The sequence below is a fragment of the Selenomonas dianae genome, assembly GCF_030644225.1.
GTDB lineage: Bacteria > Bacillota > Negativicutes > Selenomonadales > Selenomonadaceae > Centipeda > Centipeda dianae.
On the sequence record NZ_CP128650.1, the window covers coordinates 120,471 to 144,285 of the forward strand.

Below are 23,815 nucleotides of genomic sequence, written 5' to 3' on the forward strand. Positions count from 1 at the left end.
CAAAAAGATAAGGGCGCACAAAAATGTGCGTCCGCCATCATTTACAACAGAAAAAACTCCACGATCAGTACCATGACGGATGCCCCCGCCGCGCAGCGGAAAAGGCTCGCGCCGTTCCATGCGAGGTAGAGGACAAATGCGAATGCCGCCGCGCCCGCGATGGGGGTACGGGTCGCCTCTACAATCGCGGGAAAGGTCATGACGGCGAGGGTCACATAGGGAACATAGAACAGGAAGGAGCGCACGAACACATTCTTGATCTCGCGTCGCAGGAGGAGCGGAGGAACGAGGCGGATCGCGAGGGTCACCGCGCTCATGACGGCGATGTAGATCCATGTATCAGTCATGCGCGTCCTCCTGTTCCTCGTTCACGGGGAACAGCCGTGCGCCGACCCCTGCAACGAGCAGTGTGAGGAGGATCGTGCGCGTGCCGCCCGAGAGCGCACACGTCACGGGCGCATAGGTCGCGGCGAGCGAGAGCACGCAGCTCACGAGCACCATGCCGCCGATGGGACGGCTCTTCTTCGCGGCGGGGAGGACGACCCAGACGAACATCCCGTAGAGTGCGACCGAGAGTGCGGAAACTGCAGCAGCGGGGAGGATGCCGCCCGCGAGGATGCCCGCCGACGTACCCGCCGCCCACGCGGGGACGGAGATCGCCATTGCCCCGTAGTTGTAGTACGGGTTCAGCGCACCGCCGCGCGCGACCGTGATGCCGAAGATCTCATCCGTCACGCCGAAGCTCACGGCAAGCCGATGGAGGAGCGGGGTCTCGGGCGCGAACCGCTGCGTCAGCGCCGCCGCCATGAGGAAGTAGCGTGCATTCGCAACGAGCGTCAGCACGGCGATCTCAAGGTAGGGTGCCTGTGCCGCAATCACGGTAAAGCCCGCATACTCGCCCGCTGAGGCGATGTTGACCGCACTCGTCACGAAGCCCTGCCACGGGGTCAGTCCCGCCGTCTTGGCGAGAATGCCGAGCGTGAACGCCACGACGAAATACCCGAGCGCAATCGGCACGCCGTCATGTATGCCCGCCATGAACACCGAGCGTCGCGACGCGCCAAATTTTTCCTCCATCATCGTCACCTCACAGATTGATTTTCTTATTGTAGAATAAATCTGTCATTTTGTAAATCAAATATATCCAGTATACTTTGGGAATCTCCATAAAAAACGCCCATGTGCGTGTATGGGCATTTCGGGACAGAGGATATGTATGTATTCACCACGTCACATTAAGCTGCTTATAGAGATCGGGACGGTCGAACTTGACGTGCTGCATGATCATCTGTGCCATGCCGGAGAAGTCCACCGCCCATTTCTGCGTTACGGGATCAAAGGGCTTGTGCTGCGGCGCAAAATCATTGATTTTCTCCCATTTGATCGGGTTGTCCGTACCCCAAAGCTGATTTTTGGGATCGACCGAAAAGAGGAATCTGCTGAAATGCTTCAGATTCTTCCCGCGCAGGATGTGGACGGGCAGCTGGATGATCCTGCGTCCGCCCACGGTGACGACGCGGACATCCGCATCGCGAAACACATAGTATCCCTTGAGGTTCGCGCCAGACTCGGGTGTCCAGCGCAGCGTCTCGGCGACGATCCAATCCGTATTTTCGATCTTCTGCAAATAGTCGTAGATCGGGAACGGCTTTGCCAGAGCCGCGCTCGGCGGCGTGCAGACGATGAGGGCAAATGCGGCGAGAACGAGCGGAATCATTTTTTTCATAGGGCATCACCTTTCCTCATGCGATGTTTTACACATTACGTTCGACAGATGTATGTATTTTCCTCCGTTCGCGTGTGATTTTTAAGAGTGGTTGTCAGTGTGCATCAAAGATGCTAGAATAGAAACGAAAGGATGGTGACGGATATGTGGAATGCAGCCGCACTTGATCATCGGACGGAATCTACAGAGGTATGGAACGTGATGCCACCCACGAAAAGACCCGTCGCCATTGGCGGGATGCCCCGCGCAGCGTTGGACTGCGAGCTTGCAAAAGGCATGGATTCCCTGCATGACGGCAATGGAATGACACCGGATGAGGTGGATGCGGCACTGGCACGGGAATTTGGCAGATGAGCCGTTATCGTGTGCAGTATTCTCCCGCCGCCTATGAGGACTTGCGGGCAATCTATCGCTATATTGCATGGGAGTTACAGGCGGAAGCGACGGCGCAGAATCAGACGGCGCGGATTCGTCGTGCTGTCCGCACACTGGACAGCTTTCCTCGTCGGCACCCGACGCTCGATTGGGAGCCGTGGATGTCGATGGGGCTTCGTAAAATGCCTGTGGACAATTACTATGTGTTCTATCGCGTGGATGAGGATCGGGCGACGATCACGATTCTCCGTATTTTTTACGCAGGCAGGGACATCGAAAACATCATAAAATAAATAAACAGTCATGCAGGAGTGTTCCCGCATGACCGTTTTGTTTGCGCTGAAAAGGTCAGCCCATCTCGTAGCCCGCATCATCGAGGACGGCGGCGAGCTCCATGTCGGGGATGTCGCGGGCGGCGGTGAAGGTCGCCGTACCCGCTTCGAGGTTGACGACGACATCCGAGATGCCGTCCATGCCGCTGAGCGCTTTCGTGACGTGCTTGACGCAGTGCGGGCAGGTCATGCCCTTGACATTGATGGTCTTTTCCATGGTAAAATCTTCCTTTCCCTGTGCGGCGGCAGTGTCCGCCGTTTCTTCATGTATCTCATCCATCGCGGAGGCGATGGGGCTTACCGTTATCTCATGGCGCGTGTGTGCCGTCTCCGCCACGGGCTCGTGCGCGATGGCGAACAGGCGCAGACGCAGGGCGTTCAGCACGACGCAGACGCTTGACAGGCTCATCGCCGCCGCCCCGATCATGGGCGAGAGCTTGATGCCAAAGGCGGGGTAGAGTACGCCCGCCGCGAGCGGGATGCCGATGACGTTGTAGAAGAACGCCCAAAAGAGGTTCTCCTTGATGTTCCGCATGACGCTGCGCGAGAGGCGGATTGCACGCACCGCATCGAGGAGGTCGCTGCGGACGAGCACAGCATCCGCACTCTCAATGGCGACATCCGTGCCCGCGCCGATGGCAATGCCGAGATCCGCCGCCGCGAGTGCGGGCGCATCGTTCACGCCATCGCCGATCATGGCGACGCGGTGTCCCTCGCGCTGCAGACGCTCCACATGAGCGCGTTTGTCCGCCGGGAGAACGCCCGCAATCACCTCCGTGATGCCGAGCCGTGCGGCAATCGCCCGTGCCGTGCGCTCGTCGTCGCCCGTCAGCATGATAGGCGTAAGGTTCATCGCCTTCATCTGCGCGACCGCCGCCGCGCTCGTCGGCTTCTCGGCATCGCGCACGCCGAGGAGGCCGGCGATGCGCCCCGCGCGTACGACGATGAGTGCCGTCTCGCCGCGCTCCGCCATCTCCGCACGCGCCGTTTCGACTGCGTCCGCGAGCGGGATGCCGAGCTCGGCGAGGAGCGCCGCATTGCCCGCCGCACAGTCCACGCCCGCCACACGCGCACGCACACCCTTGCCGAATACCGCCGCAAAATCCGCAGCGGCGGGGACGGTCAGCCCCCTCTCCGCAGCATAGCCCGTAATCGCTGCTGCAATCGGGTGCTCGCTGCCCTGCTCAAGTGCCGCCGCAAGTGCGGCAAGCGCATCGGCATCCATCCCGACGGGGCGGATTCGCACAAGCTGCGGGTGCCCCTCGGTGAGCGTGCCCGTCTTGTCCATGAGGACGGTATCAATATTGCCCGCCGTCTCCAGTGCCGCGCCTGACTTGATGAGGATGCCGTGCGCCGCGCCGCGCCCCGTGCCGACCATGATCGCGACGGGCGTGGCGAGCCCGAGCGCACACGGGCAGGAGATGACGAGAATCGAGATCGTGATGGAGAATGCGAACTCCACGGTCGCGCCCATCATGAGCCAGATCGCGCCCGCCGTGAGGGCAATCGCAATCACGACGGGGACAAAGACCGCCGAGACGCGGTCGGCGAGGCGGGCGATCGGTGCCTTTGACCCGCTCGCCTCGTCCACCAGACGGATGAGCTGACGGATCGTCGTATCTTCGCCGACGCGCGTCGCGGTGCATCGGATCGTCCCCTCGACGTTCAGCGTGCCCGAGGTTACGGCATCGCCCACCGTTTTCGGAACGGGCATGGATTCTCCCGTCACGGCGGATTCGTTGACGCTTGTCGCGCCCTCTGTGACCGTTCCATCGACGGGAATGCGTGCGCCGGGGCGTACAATGAACAGCTCCCCGCAGACAAGTGTTGCTACAGGGACGGTCATTTCCACACCGCCGCGCACGACCGTCGCCTCGGCGGGCGCAAGCTGCATGAGCGCGCGGAGTGCGCCCGTCGTCTGCCCCTTTGCCCGCGCCTCAAGGAATTTGCCAACCGTGATCAGGGTGACGATCATGCCCGCCGACTCGAAATAGAGGTTCGTACTGTACGCCGTCACGAGCGCGAGATCGCCGTGTCCCAGCCCCCAGCTCATGCGCAGCATCGCGAACGCACCGAAGAGCGCCGATGCCATCGAGCCGATCCCGACGAGCGTATCCATATTCGGCGCACCATGGAGGAGATTGCGGAATCCGTTGACGTAGTATGGGCGATTCACATACATGATGGGCAGGATGAGCAGAAACTGCACCAGTGCGAATGTCAGCGCATTCTCCGCGCCCCAGAACACCTCTTTGAAGCCGGCTGGATACGGTATGCCCCACATCGCGAGCATCGGGCTCATCGCAAGATACATCGTCGGCAGGAGGAAGAGGATGGATGTGAGAAGCCGCGACCGCATGGCGCGGACTTCCTTCTCCGCCGCCTCCGTACCGGTCGGCGATGTGCTTCCTCCGCGCTCCGCGTTTCCCTGTGCCCCCGCACCCTTCACGCTCGCGCCGTAGCCCGCGTCCTCGACGGCGGCGATGATCGCGGCGGGGTTTGTGACGGCTGCATCGTAGGCGAGCGTCATCGTATTTGTGAGGAGGTTGACGGAGACATCCGCCGTCCCCTCCATCTTCTTTACGGCGCGTTCCACCCGCGCCGAACACGCCGAGCAGGTCATGCCCGTGACATTGAATGATTCTTTTTGCATCGAGATTCTTTCTATAAAACAAAAGATTTTTTTACAGTATAACATTCCTGTCAAGAATTGTTTCCGTTTGCAGGAATATGCAAAAACCTTTGGCATGGTCGGCAGCTTCGAAATGATTTATGTGTATTTTGCACATTACGGATCAAATACACGTATGCTCATGAAGCTATGCATTTTAGTTTGGCGGATCATAAAAAAGAATCATGCATAATATTGCTTTACTCAGAATAGTGATATGTTATAATATCCTTGAAAATAATAGAAAAATAAAAGAGAAATGAATCGCAATGGGCAGCATCCGTGTATTTTTATGAACGAAGTATGTGTTTTTAGGAAAGCATGGTGTTTGCATGAAAAATTATCGGAACCTGTTCAAAAAATCCTTGGCGCTCTGTGCGGCAGGGAGTTTTTTCCTCAGCGTCGGCAAGGCATATGCCGATCCGCAGGAGGAAAAGAAGATGGATGAATATGTGCTTCCTGCGATTACGATTCACGGCAAGCGAAACGTGGATGTCTATGCGGGCGGTTATACTGCGCGGGAAAATAGTCTGGGGGCGATGGGGAATACGGATTTTATGGATGTTCCGTTCAATACGCTCACGTTGACGCAGAAATCCATTTCTCAGGTAAAACAGCCGGGGAATACATTGGTGCAGCTTGCGACCATGGATCCGACGGTGACAATGGCCGGCAACAAAACCTATAATGATGTGCGCATCCGTGGCTTTTATATCAGTCCGCACGATTACTATTTGAACGGCGTTTCGGGGATGCTGTCGCAGTCGTCCATACCGATGAATTTTGTCGAGCGCGTGGAGATCGTCTCAGGTCCGGACACGCTTCTGCATGGATCTTCGATGAACGGCAGCGTCGGCGGCTCGATCAATCTCGTTCCGAAGGTCGCAGAGGATAAGCCGCGGATTTCCTTTACCGAGACATTTTCCGGCAAGAGCCACTACGAACACGCGCTGGATCTCGGCGCACGTTTCGGGCGGGAGAAACAGTGGGGTGTCCGCGTCAATGTGGATGCAGCGGATGGCAATACGGAGTTTCATCATGAGAAGATGGCGTATCACAATATCTTCATGAATCTTGACTATCGCGGGAACAAGACGAAGGCGCAGCTGCTCTACGGCTATCGCTATGTCAATCAGAATGCGCCGACCTTTTCTTTGGATCTGAACGGATACGATCTGCCGGCGCCGCCGTCGGGAGATGCGAACTTTCAGCTGCCGTGGTCGCGCTACCGCTATAACAATAACATCCTCACGCTCGCCGTCGATCATGAGATGTCCAAAGACTGGTCGGCATTCTTCCATGCCGGGTACCATGATGAGGATTGGAATTCCTGTTATGAGTCGTATTATCCGTCGCTGATCGACGATCAGGGGAATTTTGAGGCGGGGATGGAGGAGGTTCCCATCGCCTTTTGGCGGATGAGTTTCGATGCCGGTGTGCGCGGCAAGGTGAACACAGGGGCGCTCACGCATCATCTCGCACTCCGGGTGGATCGCATGTCGGAGAATGGCGGCGGGCAGGATTGGTACGGTGAGGATGCCCATGGCGTGTACCGAACGTATCGGGGCAATATTTACGACAATTCCATCACCGGCCATACGACACCGTTGGATCCGATTTTGGAACCATGGTATTACAGCGGAGCGACGATCCTCAGCGGGGTCACGGTGACCGATCGTCTGGTTACAGATGATGACAAATGGACGTTTTTGCTTGGGCTGCGGTACCAGAATGAAAAAATTTTCCGTGCACATAATGGCAAGGACTATACAGAGTCCTGTTCCACCTCGGCAGTCAGTCCGAATTTCGGCGTGATGTATGCGCTCAACCCCGCGACAAAAGTCTATGCAAACTATATTGAGGGGCTTGGTCGAGGTTATTTCGTTCCGAGGAGATACAAAAACGGCGGGGAATATCTAAAGCCGCAGATGACCAAACAATATGAGGCCGGCGTCAAATGGGATACGAAAAAAATTGCCGGCAGTTTCAGTGTTTTTTCACTGGAACAGGAAAATGCGTATGCCGATGCGAGCAAGATCTATCGCTATCATGGGCGCAGACAGAACCACGGCACGCAGGTAACCGTATTTGGCGAGGTATCGCCCAAATGGAACCTCATCGGAGGTCTGATGTACCTGCAGGCAAAGCAGAAAGGCGGGGTCAACGACGGCAGGACAGTTCCTGCCGCTCCGCAGTGGAACGCGACGCTGACGGCGGAGTACAACGCCGATCCGCATTGGTCTGCGTTTGGCCGGCTGACCTACACGGGGGCATCCTATCTGACCTCCGCCAACAAAGCGAAGGTGCCGGAATGGTACCGTCTGGATCTGGGCGTACAGTATGAAAAACTGCTTGCGGACGGGAACGCCATGCGTGTCGGACTGCATGTGTTCAATGCACTCAACCGGAAATATTGGTGTGCGCGCGGCAGTGATACCGTCGCCTTGGACGGCCCGCGCAGCCTCGTTTTAAGCATTGGATATGATTTCTAGGAAACTCTTTTTATGGGGCGTATCTCTGGGCATTTTGGTGTGGCTCATCGGGCGTTTTCTCCCGATGGGGGATGCGATCCGCGCGGGATTGCCTTCGGCTCGGATGGGGGAGGAGGTATGTGAAACCGGACGCACGGTCGTCAATATCAGCGTTAAAAATTATTTGACGGTGGGGGAGAACGTCCAGTATGTTCCTGACGTGCCGCAGCGCATTGCGGTGGTCGGATCCGGTGAGATTGAGACACTCCTGGCGTTCGGTGCGGCGGATCGGATCGTTGCGGCAGAGTCGTGGTATCCGTTGGAGAAATTCTTGCGGCCGGAATATCGACCGCTTGCCAAAGACCTCCCGACGGTTCCGTATGGACAAATCAGTCCGGAATATCTTATATCGCTGGAGCCTGATCTGTTGGTTGCGCAGCAGTGCATGTTTACGGACAAACGCTTCATCAGCACAGAGTTTTGGAATCGGCGCGGCGTCGTCACCTTTGTTCCGTGGAATACCAATGATCCGGCAGGACGTGTGCATTCGCAGGAAAGCGTCGAAAGCGAAATGCGATTCCTGTATGGGTTGGGACAGATTTTGCAGGAGGAAGCCAGAGCCGCGCAGATGATCGCAGATGTCTATCGGACGATGGATGAGATCCGGGCGTTGAGTGTCCGCCATCCGAAGCAAAAGGTGCTCGTGATCGAATTTATGGGAAAGGAGATTGCTTCCTATGATGCAACGCGGCTGGCGGGTGATATGGTCACCCGCCTTGGCGGCGAGATTCCTGCAACGGCTCCCATGATTGATCGAGAGACATTAATCGCCATTGATCCGGATGTCCTCTTTGTCGTCTGCTATGGCCCGGAGGATGCCGCGCGCGTTGTTTCGCGGATTCAAAGCGACCGCTCGCTGAACAGCCTGAAGGTGGTCAAGACCAAACGCATCTGCCCGCTTCTCTTGGAATATGTATATTCCCCCGAGGTGCGGACGGGAGATGCACTCAAAATCATCGGTCATGCACTCTATCCCGAGGAGGGGATTTCGGCGCCGCAGGGGATTTAGGGAATCTATGAAAATCTGCACAGCAAAAAACCGCAGCCCGAGGACTGCGGTTTTTTGTGTGTGAAGCGGTGCAATCAGAAGAAGAACTCGACGCGGCCGAAGATCCTCGATGCCTTGTCCTGATTTATCCCGAGGTATTTTGCGTACAGGTCTTTGCCGCGGAAATACTTCGCCGAGAGGACGACGTTCGGCATCAGCGTGTACTCCGTGCCGATCTCGATGCCGCGCGTTCCCTCCATGGCTCCGTCTCCCGTCGGTGCAACGGATGCGCCGGCGAGCTGACGATAGGAGACGTATGCGCCCCACGAGCCCTTGTCGTCCGGCTCCGCACCCTTGTACTCGTAGGTGACCTGATAGGACTTGTTGGGCATGGAATCCGCCATGACCATCCGGAAGTCCTTGCTGTGTGCATATGCCGCCGAGAGGAAGCTGTTCTTGTCGAAGCGGTAGGCGGCGTTCAGCCCCCAGATCTGCATCGTGTGCTTTCGGTCTTTGAGCATCGGGGCGAAGCCCTCGGAATTCATCCGATAGTAGCCGACCCCCGCGGTAAAGCGTCCGTTGTACTGGAGCTCTGCGCCCTGATAGTTTGCCGCCGGATCGTTCCCGAGCTCATCGCCGCCGTTCATGCGCCCCGCCTGCAGCTTGACCTGCAGATCCTTGCCGAAGGAGACCTCCGCGCCCGAGAACTCGCGGTCAAAGATGAGCGCACCCGGCTTTGCATACGCCTCTGCCGAGAGCATTTCCAGCTTACCGAACTTCACGTTGAAGTTCGTGTAGTCGCCCTCTGCCCATGCGCGTTTGAGCGACACCCTGTCGTCCGAGGAGGCTTTGTCCTCATTGACATCCCATGCGGCATCCTTGTTCATCTTGGTCTCGGCCTCAAGACGCGCGTGTACCGACCAGTGGTCGTTGACCTCTGCCGTCGGCTCAAGCCGGAAGAGCAGGTTGTCCGCGTTGACCTTCTTGCGATTTTTTCCACTTTTCATGTCCCGTGCAGAGTTCTCAAAGCGGGAACTCGTGTAGGTGTATTCGAGCACGCCCTCCCACTTCACCATATCCGCGTGCTTTTCGAGGTTCGCGACGCGTACGCCGAGGTTGTTGAGCTCATCCGCGAACTCCGCAGCGAGGCGGTCGACGAGCGCACGATCCGAGACGGGCATATTCTCCTTTGCCATCGCCTTTGCCGTCATCTGCGCCATCTCATAGCGCGTGATGCTGCGGTCGCCGCGGTACGTGCCGTCGCCGTAGCCCTCGACCACACCGTCGGCGGCGAGCTGCGTCACCGCATCGTACGCCCAGTGGTCGCGCGGCACATCGCTGAACGGATTTGCCGCCGCGAACGTCGTCGATGCTGCGCCGACGACGAGTGCCGCACTGAGCGCGGATACCAACGTTTTCTTCATGGGAAATTCCTCCTTTTGCAACTGCGGGAGGACGGACTGCCTGTGTTTCCAATGTGTGCATTGTGTCTGCAACCGTTCGTCCTGCCCATCTCACTATTGAGATTAAATCCTATTATACGGGGGGGTGAGAAAAATTGTCAAGCAGAAATTTCAGAAAAATAAATGAATATCTAAAAATGTCTGTTGCGATTCCCTTACCAACGATGTGTGCGTGTGTTATAATAAAAGTAAATTTGGGACGATGATGGCAGGGAGGAATCTACGATGAATGAATCCATCAAGGCGGTACATCTCGCGCATACGGGCGGCACGCTCTCGGATGTCTCCGCATTCGGCGCGGACGTGACGGCGCGTGCAGTCGCGTTTCATCAAGGGCTGCCGGACTATGCGCCGACGCCGCTTGCCGACCTCAAACGGCTTGCGGCGGGGCTCGGGCTCGGACGGCTCGCGGTCAAGGATGAGAGCGGGCGGTTCGGGCTGAACGCGTTCAAGGGGCTCGGGGCGAGCTATGCCGTTGCGCGCTATCTCGCGCAGTATCTGGGGCTCTCTGAGAGCGCGACGACCTATGAGAACCTCACGAAGCCGGAGTACCGTGAACAGCTGCGCAAGGTCACGCTCGTGACGGCGACGGACGGCAACCACGGGCGCGGCATCGCGTGGGCGGCGAAGATCTTCGGGCTGTTTGCCCACGTCTTTATGCCCAAGGGCGGCTCGACCGAGCGTCTGGCGAACATCCGCGGGCTCGGCGCGGAGGCGGCATTTACGACGTACAACTACGACGATACCGTGCGTCATGCGGCGAACCTCGCGAAGGAGCGGGGCTGGGTGCTCGTGCAGGACACGGCGTTCGACGGCTATACGGAGATCCCGCGTTGGATCATGCAGGGCTATACGACCCTTGCGCATGAGGCGATGGAGCAGTACGATGAGATGCCGACGCATATCTTTTTGCAGGCGGGTGTCGGGTCGCTGCCGGGGGCGATCACGGGATACTTTACCGCGCGCTACGGTGAGAACCGTCCGATCATCACCATCGTTGAGCCGAACCGCGCGGACTGCATCTATCGCACCGCGGCGGCCAGCGACGGCGAGCGCCACATCGTGACGGGGGAGATCAGCTCCATCATGGCGGGGCTCTCCTGCGGCGAGCCGAACCCGATCGCGTGGGAGATCCTGCGGGATCACGCCGATCACTTCATCTCCGTGCCCGAGTGGGTCGCGGCAAAGGGAATGCGCATCCTCGGCAACCCGCTCGACGATGATCCGCGCGTCGTTTCGGGCGAGAGCGGTGCCGTCACCACGGGTCTCGTCGCCGAACTCATGCAGAACCGCAGCCTCGACTACCTGCGCGATGCCATCGGCCTCACGAAGGACTCCCGTATCCTCTGCATCTCCACCGAGGGCGACACCGACCGCACGAACTACCGCCGCGTCGTCTGGGACGGCCTGTATCCGAGCTATTGAGGGGAGTGTTTGCTATGGCATCCAGCAGAGACTATCTGGACTTTATCCTTGCGCAGCTCCCGCAGGAGGACATTGCCTATCGTGCCATGATGCGCCAGTATATCCTTTACTTCCGCGGCAAAGTGTTCGGCGGCATCTACGACGACCGCTTTCTCGTGAAGCCGACTGCTGCTGCGGTGAAGCTTCTGCCGGAGGCCGCGCATGAGCTGCCCTATCCGGGGGCGAAGGAGATGCTGCTCGTCGATGATGTCGAGAACAAAGACCTTTTGAAAAAGCTCGTGGAAGCCATGTACGAGGAGCTTCCCTATCCGAAGAAAAAGCGGAGACCCTGATCTCATAAAACTGCATACAAAACCCCGAGGGACATTCCCTCGGGGGTTTTGTATGCGTTCTTTGTATTGCTTGCCGCTGTCAGCGCACAAACACGACTGCGCCGTTTGCGAGCATCTGACTCTGCTGGTTCGCTGCGAGGATGCGGTCGCCGTCGTCAACGGAAACGACAACGTTCACGGGGTTGGCGGAGTTGTTGCCGCCGCGCACCTGCACTGCCTTCACGACGAGCGGGCTGCCGCCGATGCGCGGGAGCGTCTGTGCGTCGTAGAGGCTGCCCGCGTAGCCGACCATGCCGCGTTCGATGGCCCGATCGTAGTTGATGTTGCTGACACCGTAGATGGCGCGGCCGCTCGTGTCATAGATGACGGGGGAGAAGCTGGGCTTTAAGCCCATGCCCTCTGCGTCGATGATGACACCGGTGTAGGTGCCGCTCATTTGGATCTGTGTGGTGATGGTAGCGGAGATGACCGGCGGGGGCGGCATGGGCGGGTTCATGTCGCGGATGGCGGGCATGACGGCGGAGGCAAGTCCCTGTGCGCCGTAGAGCGGCATAGACATGACGACGCGATAGCTGCCGTCCGGCATGGCGTGTTCCTCGACGACGACGGCACCCTTGATGAGTGCGCTGACCTTGGTCTTGACGATGTCGCTGTTGATGACGAAGTTCTCAACGGTGGTTTCGGCATCTACCTGCACACCGTTCACCTGCTCGGCGAGGTTGCGCTGTGCATCCACGATGGCGGCGCGGCGTGCCATGATGTTTGCCTTTGCGCCGTAGGCGTTTGCCGGCGGTGTGCCAAAGCCCTCTGCCGTGATTCTGCCCTCGTTCCACTGCGCAGCCGCCTCGACGCTCTGCATCAGGGAAATGGAGGGGAGGAGTGTGTCCGGTGTCGCGGCATAGCCCGCGCTCAGTGCGAATACGCCTGCCATGGCGCTGACCATTGCTTTTTTCTTCAGGTTCTTCATTGTTGTCGCTCCTTTATCGTTCCGCAGGATGATTAGCGTCGGCTCTTTTTGTCGTTGACGCCCATCTTGGTAAAGATGCCCTCTTTGCCGTTGACGGCATCCTTGGTCGCCTTGACGATGGCGTTGAATGCCATTTCCTCACTGACTCCCGTGGAGCCGATCATGATGATGCCGTCCTCCGTTGCCGCACCGCCGGACACGCGTTTCGAGCTGCCCTTGCCCTGTCCGACGAGGACGATGCGTCCCGTTGCGACCTCGACGACGCGGATGGTGACGTTCGCGGTGACGCTCGCCTGACTGCCGATAAAGCCGCCGAGGAGGTCGCCGAGCCCCATCGTGTTATTCTTTGCCGAGAGGTTGGTGACCGCGCCGAAGATCTTGTACTCCGCGCCGCTGATGTTGCCGACCATGGCGGCGGTGTCGGGGGAGACGAGTCCGGTCATGCCGAGGCTCTGCTCATCCACGAGATCCTGCAGCTCGATGCGCTCGATCACCTGAAAGACGTCGGGACGGTCGGTGATGAGGTTGATGAGCGCCTCGGTCGCAACGCCGGAGCGGTCGCCGAAACCGTCCCAGCTGTACGGCACTTTGTTCTGGAACGGCATGATCGCCACGGTCGGATTGTCATAGAGTCCCGCATGGCAGACGGAACCCGTCATCAGTCCGCCGATGAGGACGAGGATGCCCAGCATTTTCTTAAACATAGAATTCCTCCTTATACAGATCCCGTGACTTCCCGGATGCGCTGCACGGCCGGACGGAAGGACAATGCGCAGAAAACACGGATGCAGGCCGCCGCAGGTGCATGGTTGTCGCCATCGTAGATGTCGTCTATTATTCTAACACAAATACGGGGAAATAGGAACTGTAGGATGCAACAGGTTCAAACGTCCTGTTTTCTGAATTGTTTGGCGTAATGGCGGGATTTATGCGGGTTTTGGGAATGGAACTGCTCATGGGCGGGGCAGAATTTTTTTTCAAAAAAAGCCGCACGATGATGAAATCGTGCGGCTTTTTACAGAAACGTTTTCAGCGCAGGGTGATCTTGAGCTCACTGCTGCTGACACTCTCCACGAATATGGAAAGGTTGGTCTCGCGCTGGAGCATCTGGAGGATGGTGAACGGCTGCTGGGATGAGGCGATGTCGATCATCGTCTTGCCCGCGTTCGTGCTGCGGACATAGACGTCCTGTACGCCGCGCATTCCCTTGAGCTCGCGTACGAGCTGCTCGACGAGGGCGTAGTCATTGGCGCGGACGGTGAGCTGGACGCCGGAGAATGCGCTCGCCGCCGCCCGCAGGAACTGCTGCTCAAGCTTCTCCGCTGCCTTGACGGCGGCTGCCTGACGCGACTTGCGCCGGGCGAGTTCGGGCGTGTTCTCAACGCCCTGCCCCTCGACGGAGTAGGTGCCGATGATCGTCCCCGTACCAAAGGAGATGATCTTGAGGTCGAGCAGGGTGCGTGCCGAGGACATCTGTGTCTCGACGTAGCCGCCGCGATTGTTCGGGAGCTTTACGTGATAGCCGTCGGCGTGGCTGCGTCCGATGACGAGGTAGTCGATCGGGCGTGCGGAGGCATCGCCGTCATAGGGGAGACGGCTGTCGCCGCGGTAAACGGCGTTGAGGATGGACGAGTCCTGCAACTGTGAGAGGAGGCTCACGTCGACGACGTGTTTAAAACCGACGGTGAGAAGCCGCTCGTTGAGCGCGGTTTCGAGGATGGTGTCATGCCCGCGCGTTGCGGGTGCTTCGTAGAAGTCGTGGCTGTCCGTATCGTCCGTGAGGATGACGACGCCGATGCGCGGATCGGAGAGGCGCATGACGGCATCCATGCGTTTCATGAACGCCGAGTTCGGGTCGGTGTTGACGTCAACGCTTGCGCGGATGCGGTACTCGCCGCCGCTGACGGACTCGCTGAGGACGCTGATGTTTTGGACGTAGCCCTGTGCGTGCGAGAGAATCTCGTCCAACTCGACGGATGAACCCGAAACGACGGTATTCGCGTCGATGTACATGCCGGCGACCTGCTCGACTGCCGTGCGTGCCGCGTCGCGCATGGCGGAGTCGCGGTCAACGCCCACGCCGTCGACGGTGACGGTCTGGGCGAGCGCGGTCTGCGTGAGTGCCAGGCAGAGGATGAGCGCCATGAGAATTTTCTTCATAGGGATGCGTTCTCCTTTCTTCGGTGAAAAGATGCGCGTGTTTTCTGCATTTTTATCATACCACAAATTTCGGCGTGCGTACAGAGGAAAGAAGTCGCTGTTTCTCAGAGAGTATCGCTGTATGTGCCACCGTTCCCGTGCGTGCGGTGACGCTGCTGCTGTGCGGCACGGCGCTCGTAGCGGCGCACGAGCGACCGCAGCTCCTCGTCTGTCTTGTCCGAGGCGTCCCATGCGGCCGCGACTTCGTCCGCCGCCTCGTCATAACGCTGCTCGGCGTAGGCGATCCTGCCGCGGTATTCGTGCAGCCGCCAGATGGGATAGCGTCCACCTGTATGCGGGGTGCGCTCCGCCGCGTCGAAGTCCGCCCGCGCGAGGCGGTTCATGCGCTGTGCGTAGTAGGCGCACCCGCGCAGGAGGTAGGCGTATGCCCGCTCCTCCCCTGTGACGGAGGGATCGCCGAGGAGGAAGGAGAGGTCGGCGACGGCGTGCTCCGTTTCGCCGCGCAGAATCATATCCTCGGCATCGGCAAAGACGGCGACGGTTCTGTCCCCGTTTGCGGTGCGCGTGCTGCGCTGCGCAGCCTCTCCGTAGACTTGAAAGGCGGGGGACTGCGGCGGCTGTCCGTCGCGTGCAGCATCTCCGTAAACGTAGAGTACCGTCGGCGGCTGTGTGCGCTGCTCGGCGCGGCTCTGCAGGGCGGCGTTCGCACTGCGGAGCATATCGCGCTCCTGCCGCAGACGATCCAGCTCCGCCTTGTTTTCCGCGAGGGCTTTGAGGTCGATTCCCTCGGTGTCGACGGAGCAGACGAGCCGGACGTGATAACGCCAGACATCCCCGACGAGTGCGGGGGTCACATCCTCCTCTACGACGCGCAGAACGGCGGCGGCGACGGTGCGGATCTCGTCCCGGGTCAGCGCGGAGCCCTCCACCTCGCTCGCACTTTCGATGTAGAGCCCTGCGCGCTCCGAGGCTGTCCGCAGTGCCTCGGCGCGGGCAGCGTCGCGTGCGGATTTCGGCGTATCGTTGTCGCCCATCGTGTATACGCCCTCCGTCTCGATGATCTCGGGGGCGGCTGCGGCGATGGACGGCGGGGCGGCAAGCGTGAGCACGCAGACCGCCGCGCACAGAATATTTTTCAGCATGATGTTCACTCCTGCCTGTATTGTTCCAAACGTGGGTTAAGGAACGGTAAAAAGGGAATGAGAGGGGGCTTTGATTTGTTGCGGAGGGCGGCGCGTTTTACTCCGTCTGCGCGTGTGGAAAAATTTTTGTTTTCGGGGTTGACAGAAGCACTGTCCTTGGATATAATACCACTATCGCCTTAAGGCAATGCTGATTTAGCTCAGTTGGTAGAGCAGCTCATTCGTAATGAGCAGGTCGTAGGTTCAAGTCCTATAATCAGCTCCATTTGAAACAGGAGACTTCCGAGAGATCGGAAGTCTTTTTTTGCATGGAGGAGGTCGAGTGCCGCTCGTCAGTCGGCTGCCGGAGCGGTGGAACGGGCTCGGATACGGTTATGCGGGCGGCAGTGCCGCGTGCAGCGCCGTTCCGATCGGGTCGCGGATGACAAGCTCCGCGCGTGCGTCCGCGCTCGTCGCGCTCCGATTGATGAGCACGAGATGTTCGCCGCGGAAGTAGTCGATGAGCCCCGCCGCAGGGTAGACGATGAGCGAGGTGCCGCCGATGATGAGCGTGTCCGCCGCGCGGATGGCGGCGACTGCGCCCGCGATGGTGTCGTTGTCGAGACGTTCCTCATAGAGAACGACATCGGGGCGGACGATGCCGCCACATTTGCAGGAGGGGATGGGCGTGTGCTCCATGATGTAGTCGAGTGCGTAATGTGCGCCGCAGTCCATGCAGTGGGCGCGGCGGATCGAGCCGTGCAGCTCGTAGACCGTCTGCGACCCCGCCGCCTGATGCAGCCCGTCGATGTTCTGCGTCACCACGGCGGCGAGGTGTCCCTGCCGCTCCAGCTCCGCGAGCGCGTAGTGTCCCGCATTCGGCGCAGCGGAGAGATAGACGAACCGCCGCCGATAGAAGTCGAAGAACTCGGCGGGATGCGCCATGAGAAATGTGTGTGATGCCATCTGCTCTGGACTGAACTCCTGATGTAGCGTCTCGCTGTAGATGCCGCCCGCGCTGCGAAAGTCGGGAATCCCCGACTCGGTGGACATCCCCGCCCCGCCGAAGAACACCGCGCGGCGGCTCTCTGTGAGGATTTCTCTGAGACGTTCGATCTCCTTCATCGTGTACCTCCTTGCTTGACAATTTTTATGCGGATGGGTATAATGAGAATACAAAAGGGTGACTGGTGATTGGATCCGCCGGTCTCTCCGCAGAATTTTATGTTCTTGAAAGAGGAGCCGACGTGAACCGCACGCACGGTTCTTTTTTCTGTTTACTTCGTAATCAGAAATATGATGTTGACCACGAGCGTTGCCGCCGCTAGCACGAGCGATAGTTTTTCATATAAACTCATGCACATCACCTCCCTGCGAACCAGAGAGAAAACCAGCTTTTTACCAGCCACTTACGAACATTATAGCACATCGTTTCTTCACAGGAAAGCATTGATAAATTCAGCCGCACCATCTTAGCGTATCTTTTTTGCTCGCTTTTTGTCGGCAAATCCTCCACATAGCCTTTGCGATGCGTCTGATTGGTCTCCTTGACCGAATGAAAAATCTGCACCAATCCGACGGACTTCCTTTTCTCAGCGATTTCTTGACAATTTTTATGCGGGCGGGTATAATGAGAATACAAAAGGACGACCGGTGATTGGTACCGCCGGTCTCTCCTGCGAAATTAGATTTCTTGAAAGAGGAGCCGACGTGAACCGCACGTGCGGTTCTTTTTTCTGCCTACTTAGTAATCAGAAATATGATGTTGACCACGAGCGTTGCCGCCGCAATCAGAAGCGATAGCTTTTCAAAAAGCGTCACGCACATCACCCCCCGAAAGGGAGTAAACCGACATTCACCAGTCGTCGAATTCATTATAGCACATAGATTCGTCGTGGGGAAGCACAAAACGGAGCAGATATTCGTCTGCTCTCTCCTACGAGTATGTTTCTGCTCGACGGGCAATGTCCGCCCAAAAGCAGCAGGGAGCGTCTGTTTGTGCAGACGAGTCCCGTCCTTTTTATGCGCAGGCGCGTGGACGGTCTGGCAAAGTTCGCCGATGGCATGCTTGACCATACGGATGCGACGGGATATGTGCCGCACCGCTGTGGACGATTGCGGGGCTGCATGAGAAACGCATGTTTGAGGAATGTCCGGCGCAGAGTGCGGAGGAGCGGCTTGCCGCACTGGGCGGGGAGGATCCCGATGACTAATGCGTGAAAATGATCAAAGGGGATTGTTTCTATACACTGTGAAAGCCAAATCTACAAGAGCTTTCAGAGATTTTCCGTTCTGGAAGCCGCTTGATTTCCGACAACGTTCAGTGATTTTTCGCTCAATGGAAAGTCGACCAACTGGCAGGGGGGCAAACTTCAAAAACTTACCCGAGGGAATAAAGAGAATAGGAAAGGGGACGGGAAAACGCGCGCCTGTGCTGCGTGCACAGGCGCGGGAACTGATGGGTAAGTGTCAGAGAGCCGTACCCGCATGGATCATGACGATCGGGACGGCACTCGTTTAAAAAGCAGTCACGTTCGATGTGACTGCTTTTTCATATGTCTTTTACTTTTTCGCAACCAGTGCGCTCCCGACCTTGCCCGTCATGTGGGCGACGCTCATTTCGAGGATGCAGAATCGATCCCATGCACTGTCGATGGCGGCATCGTGCTGTGCGTTCGTCTGTTCGGGTGCATATTTCACGGCGAGCTTGCGGACGGCACTGCGTTTTTCTCCCTCGTCCTCGATGATGCGGACGCTGCCAAAGACGACGACGCTGCGGTAGGCGGTCGTGTACTTCTCGGGAATGACCTCGTCCTGATCGATGACGGCAAAGGAGGCGTTCGGATTCCGTTGGATCGCGTCGATCTTGTGCCCCTCGGTCGCACTGTGGAAATAGATGTGCGCGCCGTCGTAGACGTAGCTGAGGGGGACGGCGTAGGGGAACGCCTTGTCGCCTGTGAGTGCAAGCACGCCCGCCGAGCCGCGCAGGAGCACCGCCTCCGCCTCCTCGTAGGTCAGCTGTTGCGCCGTGCGGCGCATTTTGTGAAACATGGCGATGCCTCCCTATCAAAAAACGGAGGCATCCATCGGATACCTCCTGAGAATGTCAATGATGGTGGAGACGAAGAGGATTGAACTCTCGACCCCCAGATTGCGAACCTGGTGCTCTCCCAGCTGAGCTACGTCCCCGTGACTGACAAGGGACATTATACTGCACCGCGGAGAAAAATGCAAGTGTTTTTTGAGCGGCTTCCTTTACCGCAGCTCCCGCAGTACGTCCGCCGCAATCTGGGGCGCGGTGAGGTGGTACTCGCGTGCGAGTGCATTGGGGTCGTAGCGGTTGAAGAACGCCTTCGGCAGCCCGTAGTTCTTGACGCGGATGCCGGGCTTGTCTGCGTAGAACGCCGCGACCTTCTGCCCAAAGCCGCCCTCCAAAATCCCGTCCTCGATGGTGAGGATGAGGCGGTGGTTCGCGGCGAGGGATGTGAGCAGATCCGCATCCAGTCCCGAGAGGTAGAGCGGATTGACAACGGTCGCACGGATGCCCTCGTGCGCGAGTTCGTCCGCCGCCTCGGATGCGAGTGCGGCGAAGTTGCCGACACCGATGAGTGCGACATCCCTGCCCTCGGTGACGACGATGGAGCGGTTCAGCTCACTGTAGTCCATGCGTACGGGGTACGGGCTCTCCGCATAGCCTGTAAACGGCATACGGATCATGACGGGATGTGTGGTCTGCTCCACAGCCCAGCGCAGGACAGCGATGTGCTCCTCCACACTGGTCGGTGCGAGGTAGACGAGGTTCGGGATGTTGGAGAAAATCGAGATGTCGTAGAAGCCGAGGTGGGTCACGTCCGTTGAGCGGTAGAGCGATGTACCCGTCGCGAGAAAAACGGCGGGATTCCGGTTGATGCAGACATCCTGCGCCATCTGATCATAGGTGCGCTGAAAAAAGCTGCTGTATGTGCCGAAGATCGGACGTGCGCCGCCGCGTGCAAGCCCCGATGCCATCGCCACGGCGTGTTCCTCGGCGATGCCGACATCGAGGTACTGGCTGCCGAGCTGTGCACGTTCGGCGGGGCTGAGGTTGATGCCGCCGACGATGCCCGCCGAGAGGTAGACGAAGTTCGGATTCTGCCGCGCCGTTTCGAGGACGAAATCCACGGTCGCGACGGCGTACGGATCAGGTGTGCTTTCCTTTTTCGCCATGCCGGTCTCGATGTGAAAGGGCGCATGGCGATGCCAGCCCTCGGGATCGCGTTCGGCAAAGGAGAGCCCCTTGCCCTTCTGCGTGTGGATGTGGATGACGATGGGGCGATCCGTGTCCTTTTCCTCGGAAAACACGCGGATCAGTTCTTCCGTGTCATTGCCGTCCGCGACGTAGCGATAGGCGAGCCCCATCGCGCGGAAGATGTTGTCCTCCGCCGTGCCGCCCGTCTCACGCAGCTCTTTGAATTTGCGGTACATACCGCCGTGGTTCTCGGAGATGGACTGGTCGTTGTCGTTCAAGACGATGATGAAGTTCGTGCCCATCTCGCCGACGACGTTCAGCCCCTCCAGTGCCTCGCCGCCCGAGAGCGCACCGTCGCCGATGACGACAACGATGTTCTCTGTGCCGCCCGCGAGGTCGCGCGCCTTGGCCAGCCCCGAGGCGAGGCTGATGCCCGTCGCGGTGTGCCCGATGTTAAAGAGGTCGTGTGCGCTCTCGTCGGTGTTGGTAAACCCGGAAACATCGTGGTACTCCGCCTCGTTGACGTATGCGCCGACACGCCCCGTGAGCATCTTGTGCGGGTAGCACTGATGGGAGACATCGAATACGATCCTGTCGCGCGGTGCATCGAACACCGTGTGGAGTGCGATGGTCGCTTCGATGATCCCGAGGTTCGGCCCGATGTGCCCGCCGATGAGGCTTGTGCGTTTGATGAGTGCCTCGCGCATTTCGCGCGCGAGGATGCGGCGCTGCTCCGCCGTATAGCCCCGTATGTCCGCAGGCTCATTGATGTTCTCAAGATACAAGGGAAAAGCCCTCCATTACTGTGTGGTAGTTGACATTATTATAGCATAAATTCTAAGAAAATATCATCATTAAGGAAAAAATAAAGAGAAAGGCAGCAAAAAGGACTGCCGCACGTGACGGCAGTCCGTGATGAAGTTGTGGATTCAGGCGAGCGATTGGAGCTTTTCAACCAGACGCTTGGCATGGGCGTGCGATGCAGCCGCCATCTCCGTGCGCTTTTCCTCGTCTGCACGCAGACTGTACGATACCCCGCCCGTGTAGATGAAACCGACGTAGTCCATGCCGGTGAGCCCCGCCGTGCGGACAAAGCGTTCCGCCATCGCCTCCACGGGGAACGAGGCGTCGTATGCGCTCGCGGGCGCGCCTGTGGTGAAGGAGAGGAGGAGTTTTTTGTGGGTGAGCGCCTTGCCCGTCGCGCCGTGCGAGAACCCGTGGACGAATACATCCTCCATCCACTTTGCGAGGAGGGCGGGCATACTGTACCAAAAGATCGGGAACTGAAGGACGATGATGTTCGCGGCGACAAGTTTTTTCTGCTCCGCCTCCACGTCGATCCGATAGTCGGGATAGAGGTCGCCGAGGCGGTCAACTGTCGCGGCGGGCAGCATCCTTTCCAGATCCTCTAGGATGATCTTGTTCGCAAATGAGTTGTCCCGCAGTTCGGGATGTCCTGCAATAATCAAAACGTTTTTCATAAAATCTCCTATTATTATCCTTTGTGCATTGTGACGCTCCACGCAAACACCTCGTTGCGCAAGTGACCGTGTGCTTATTCGTCTAAATACCTGCGGACTAAACGCGCTGCACCCCTCCGAAAGAAGTCCGCAGGGGGCGTTTCGCTCCCTTTACTCATTTGCTCTACTAGGGTGTGCTTAGGAGCATCACCATAGCGCAATCAGCCCTTCCATGCCGTCAACGTATCCGCTGCGATCTGCGCGGCGGTGAGATGATGCGCCCGCGCGAGTTCTGCGGCATCGTAGCGGTCGTGGAATACCTTTGTAAGTCCGTAGTTACGGACACGGATCTGCGTGTCCATGCCGTAGTACGCGGCGATCTTCTGTCCGAAACCGCCGTCGAGGATGCCGTCCTCGATGGTGAGGATGAGGCGGTGCTTTTCCTTGAGGCGTTCGAGGAGCGCCGTGTCGAGCCCCGAGAGGAAGATCGGATTGATGACGGTTGCCCGAATGCCTTCCTTTTCCAGTTCCGCCGCAGCTGCCGAGGCGAGCTGCGCGAAATTCCCCGCGCCGATGATGGCGACCTCCGCACCCTCTGTGACAACCTGATATGTGTTGAGGTCGCTGTAGTCCGTGCGCACGGGGTACGGGCTCTCGTCATAGCCGCCGACCGGCATACGGATCATGACGGGATGCCGTGTTTGCGCGACCGCCCAGCGCAGCACAGCCCTGTACTCGTCGAGCCCGGCGGGCGCGAGAAAAACGAGGTTCGGGATGTTGGAGAAGATGGGGATGTCATAGAAGCCGAGGTGTGTCACGTCGTTCATGTAGTACATGGACGCGCCGACGGAGAGGAATACCGCCGCGTTGTTGTTGATGCAGACATCCTGCGCCATCTGGTCGTAGACGCGCTGAAAAAAGGTGCTGTACGTGCCGAAGATCGGACGTGCGCCGCTGCGTGCGAGTCCCGATGCCATCGCCACGGCGTGCTCCTCGGCGATGCCCACATCGACATAGTGACTGCCAAGTGCTGCGCGTTCGGCGGGGCTGAGGACGATGCCGCCCATCGTGCCCGCCGCGAGAAAGACGAAGTTCGGATTCGTCTCTGCCTGCTCCTTGAGGAAGTCCTTCGTCGCCTCTTGGTACGGGTCGGTGTACGGATGTTTCAGCGCGCCCGTCGCAATGTCGAAAGCCGACCGATAGTGCCACGTCTCAGGATCTTCCTCGGCGAACTTGTAGCCCTTGCCCTTTTTCGTGTGGATGTGGACGACGACAGGCTTTTTGCTGTCCTTGACCTCGGAGAATGCGGCGATCAGTGCCTCGCAGTCGTTGCCGTCCGCGACATAGCGGTAGGCGAGCCCCATCGCACGGAACAGGTTGTCCTCCGCCGTGCCGCCCGTCTCGCGCAGCTCCTTGAACTTGCGGTACATCCCGCCGTGGTTCTCGGCGATGGACTGCCCGTTGTCGTTGAACACGATGATGAAGTTTGTATTCATCTCGCCGACGACGTTCAGCCCCTCAAGTGCCTCGCCGCCCGACATCGAGCCGTCGCCGATCAGGGCGATCACATTTTCTGTTCTCCCCGCGAGGTCACGCGCCTTCGCCAGCCCCGAGGCGAGACTGATCGAGGTGGAGGTGTGACCGATGTTAAAGAAGTCGTGCGGACTTTCCTTCGGGTTCGTGTAGCCCGAGACATCGTCGTAGTGCTGCTCGTTGAGGTACGCCCCCACGCGACCCGTGAGCATCTTGTGCGGGTAGGACTGGTGGGATACGTCGTAGACGATCTTGTCCGTCGGCGAGTCAAAGACGGTGTGCAGGGCGATGATCGTCTCGATGATGCCAAAGTCAGGACCGAAATGCCCACCGTGTATGCTCGCGCGTCTCAGAAGTGCGTCGCGCATTTCCTGTGCGAGCGCTCTGCGCTGCTCCGCCGTAAAGCTCTTGATGTCCGCCGGCGATGTGATGTGCTCCAAATACAAGTAAAATCCCCCTTTGTCGGATGATCCACATTTCCCTAAGCGAATTATATCACCGAA

Annotated in this window: 20 protein-coding genes, 2 tRNA genes and 1 pseudogene; 7 read left to right on the forward strand and 16 right to left on the reverse strand. The window is 58.6% G+C overall.

Translation table 11 applies throughout. The annotated features are described in order from the left end of the window. Nucleotides 1-41: 41 nt before the first annotated feature. From QU667_RS00550 to QU667_RS00560, 3 genes are all read right to left on the reverse strand, one after another. Entirely contained in the window at nucleotides 42-347 is a 306-nt protein-coding gene (locus QU667_RS00550; RefSeq protein ID WP_304987408.1) for an AzlD domain-containing protein, read from the reverse strand. Further along, nucleotides 340-1,080 (reverse strand): AzlC family ABC transporter permease, encoded by a 741-nt coding sequence (locus QU667_RS00555; protein ID WP_304987409.1) that lies wholly within the window; start codon nucleotides 1,078-1,080, stop codon nucleotides 340-342. The genes QU667_RS00550 and QU667_RS00555 overlap by 8 nt, the downstream gene beginning before the upstream one ends. Nucleotides 1,081-1,222: 142 nt before the next feature. Then, on the reverse strand, nucleotides 1,223-1,726 hold the full coding sequence (locus QU667_RS00560) for a hypothetical protein (RefSeq protein ID WP_304987410.1): 504 nt from the start codon (nucleotides 1,724-1,726) through the stop codon (nucleotides 1,223-1,225). Nucleotides 1,727-1,858: 132 nt separating this feature from the next. Here QU667_RS00560 and QU667_RS00565 point away from each other — a divergent pair, with 132 nt between their 5' ends. Together QU667_RS00565 and QU667_RS00570 are read left to right on the forward strand one after the other, a co-directional pair. Beyond that, nucleotides 1,859-2,080 (forward strand): hypothetical protein, encoded by a 222-nt coding sequence (locus QU667_RS00565; protein ID WP_304987411.1) that lies wholly within the window; start codon nucleotides 1,859-1,861, stop codon nucleotides 2,078-2,080. Further along, on the forward strand, nucleotides 2,077-2,394 hold the full coding sequence (locus QU667_RS00570) for a type II toxin-antitoxin system RelE/ParE family toxin (protein ID WP_304987412.1): 318 nt from the start codon (nucleotides 2,077-2,079) through the stop codon (nucleotides 2,392-2,394). Before QU667_RS00565 ends, QU667_RS00570 begins: the two co-directional genes overlap by 4 nt. A 55-nt stretch (nucleotides 2,395-2,449) precedes the next feature. On the opposite strand, the gene QU667_RS00575 is transcribed toward QU667_RS00570, so the two are convergent. Then, nucleotides 2,450-5,086: a heavy metal translocating P-type ATPase gene (locus QU667_RS00575; protein WP_304987413.1), complete on the reverse strand. Its 2,637-nt coding sequence runs from the start codon at nucleotides 5,084-5,086 to the stop codon at nucleotides 2,450-2,452. A gap of 350 nt (nucleotides 5,087-5,436) precedes the next feature. On the opposite strand from QU667_RS00575, the gene QU667_RS00580 reads away from it, so the two are divergent. Together QU667_RS00580 and QU667_RS00585 are read left to right on the forward strand one after the other, a co-directional pair. Then, complete coding sequence (locus tag QU667_RS00580; RefSeq protein ID WP_304987414.1) at nucleotides 5,437-7,596, forward strand: TonB-dependent receptor; 2,160 nt, start codon at nucleotides 5,437-5,439, stop codon at nucleotides 7,594-7,596. After that, nucleotides 7,586-8,644, forward strand: coding sequence for an ABC transporter substrate-binding protein (locus QU667_RS00585; RefSeq protein WP_304987415.1), 1,059 nt, complete (start codon nucleotides 7,586-7,588; stop codon nucleotides 8,642-8,644). Before QU667_RS00580 ends, QU667_RS00585 begins: the two co-directional genes overlap by 11 nt. 74 nt (nucleotides 8,645-8,718) lie before the next feature. Here QU667_RS00585 and QU667_RS00590 read toward each other — a convergent pair whose 3' ends face one another. After that, nucleotides 8,719-10,047 (reverse strand): S-layer homology domain-containing protein, encoded by a 1,329-nt coding sequence (locus QU667_RS00590; protein WP_304987416.1) that lies wholly within the window; start codon nucleotides 10,045-10,047, stop codon nucleotides 8,719-8,721. 264 nt (nucleotides 10,048-10,311) lie between these two features. On the opposite strand from QU667_RS00590, the gene dpaL reads away from it, so the two are divergent. Together dpaL and QU667_RS00600 are read left to right on the forward strand one after the other, a co-directional pair. Further along, a complete protein-coding gene (dpaL, locus tag QU667_RS00595) occupies nucleotides 10,312-11,511 on the forward strand; it encodes a diaminopropionate ammonia-lyase (protein ID WP_304987417.1) in 1,200 nt (399 codons plus the stop codon). Nucleotides 11,512-11,525: 14 nt separating this feature from the next. Beyond that, nucleotides 11,526-11,843, forward strand: coding sequence for a TfoX/Sxy family protein (locus QU667_RS00600; protein WP_304987418.1), 318 nt, complete (start codon nucleotides 11,526-11,528; stop codon nucleotides 11,841-11,843). Nucleotides 11,844-11,922: 79 nt separating this feature from the next. Here the strand turns inward: QU667_RS00600 and QU667_RS00605 are convergent, their stop codons facing one another. The 4 genes from QU667_RS00605 to QU667_RS00620 form a co-directional block, all read right to left on the reverse strand. Then, nucleotides 11,923-12,810 carry an LPP20 family lipoprotein gene (locus tag QU667_RS00605; protein WP_304987419.1) on the reverse strand — a complete coding sequence of 296 codons (888 nt, stop codon included), beginning with the start codon at nucleotides 12,808-12,810 and terminating at the stop codon, nucleotides 11,923-11,925. Between the two features lie 32 nt (nucleotides 12,811-12,842). Beyond that, nucleotides 12,843-13,514 carry a CsgG/HfaB family protein gene (locus QU667_RS00610; RefSeq protein WP_304987420.1) on the reverse strand — a complete coding sequence of 224 codons (672 nt, stop codon included), beginning with the start codon at nucleotides 13,512-13,514 and terminating at the stop codon, nucleotides 12,843-12,845. 325 nt (nucleotides 13,515-13,839) lie between these two features. Beyond that, complete coding sequence (locus QU667_RS00615) at nucleotides 13,840-14,970, reverse strand: hypothetical protein (RefSeq protein ID WP_304987421.1); 1,131 nt, start codon at nucleotides 14,968-14,970, stop codon at nucleotides 13,840-13,842. A 104-nt stretch (nucleotides 14,971-15,074) separates the two neighbouring features. Then, nucleotides 15,075-16,112 (reverse strand): hypothetical protein, encoded by a 1,038-nt coding sequence (locus QU667_RS00620; protein ID WP_304987422.1) that lies wholly within the window; start codon nucleotides 16,110-16,112, stop codon nucleotides 15,075-15,077. A gap of 189 nt (nucleotides 16,113-16,301) precedes the next feature. Here QU667_RS00620 and QU667_RS00625 point away from each other — a divergent pair. Next, a tRNA-Thr gene (locus tag QU667_RS00625) sits at nucleotides 16,302-16,377 on the forward strand. Nucleotides 16,378-16,484: 107 nt separating this feature from the next. Here QU667_RS00625 and QU667_RS00630 read toward each other — a convergent pair. The 7 genes and pseudogenes from QU667_RS00630 to QU667_RS00660 all read right to left on the reverse strand — a co-directional run bounded on the left by QU667_RS00630 (nucleotide 16,485) and on the right by QU667_RS00660 (nucleotide 23,758). Beyond that, complete coding sequence (locus tag QU667_RS00630) at nucleotides 16,485-17,216, reverse strand: NAD-dependent protein deacylase (protein WP_304987423.1); 732 nt, start codon at nucleotides 17,214-17,216, stop codon at nucleotides 16,485-16,487. Nucleotides 17,217-17,535: 319 nt separating this feature from the next. Continuing rightward, nucleotides 17,536-17,664 (reverse strand): annotated as a pseudogene (locus QU667_RS00635) (secretion protein HlyD); the annotation flags it as partial. 989 nt (nucleotides 17,665-18,653) lie between these two features. Next, a complete protein-coding gene (locus tag QU667_RS00640; protein ID WP_304987424.1) occupies nucleotides 18,654-19,142 on the reverse strand; it encodes a pyridoxamine 5'-phosphate oxidase family protein in 489 nt (162 codons plus the stop codon). A 62-nt stretch (nucleotides 19,143-19,204) separates the two neighbouring features. Next, nucleotides 19,205-19,280, reverse strand: a tRNA-Ala gene (locus QU667_RS00645). Nucleotides 19,281-19,346: 66 nt separating this feature from the next. Beyond that, a complete protein-coding gene (locus QU667_RS00650; RefSeq protein ID WP_304987425.1) occupies nucleotides 19,347-21,104 on the reverse strand; it encodes a 1-deoxy-D-xylulose-5-phosphate synthase in 1,758 nt (585 codons plus the stop codon). 144 nt (nucleotides 21,105-21,248) lie between these two features. Further along, nucleotides 21,249-21,800: an NAD(P)H-dependent oxidoreductase gene (locus QU667_RS00655; RefSeq protein WP_304987426.1), complete on the reverse strand. Its 552-nt coding sequence runs from the start codon at nucleotides 21,798-21,800 to the stop codon at nucleotides 21,249-21,251. Between the two features lie 200 nt (nucleotides 21,801-22,000). Continuing rightward, nucleotides 22,001-23,758, reverse strand: coding sequence for a 1-deoxy-D-xylulose-5-phosphate synthase (locus tag QU667_RS00660; protein WP_304987427.1), 1,758 nt, complete (start codon nucleotides 23,756-23,758; stop codon nucleotides 22,001-22,003). Between the last annotated feature and the right edge of the window lie 57 nt (nucleotides 23,759-23,815).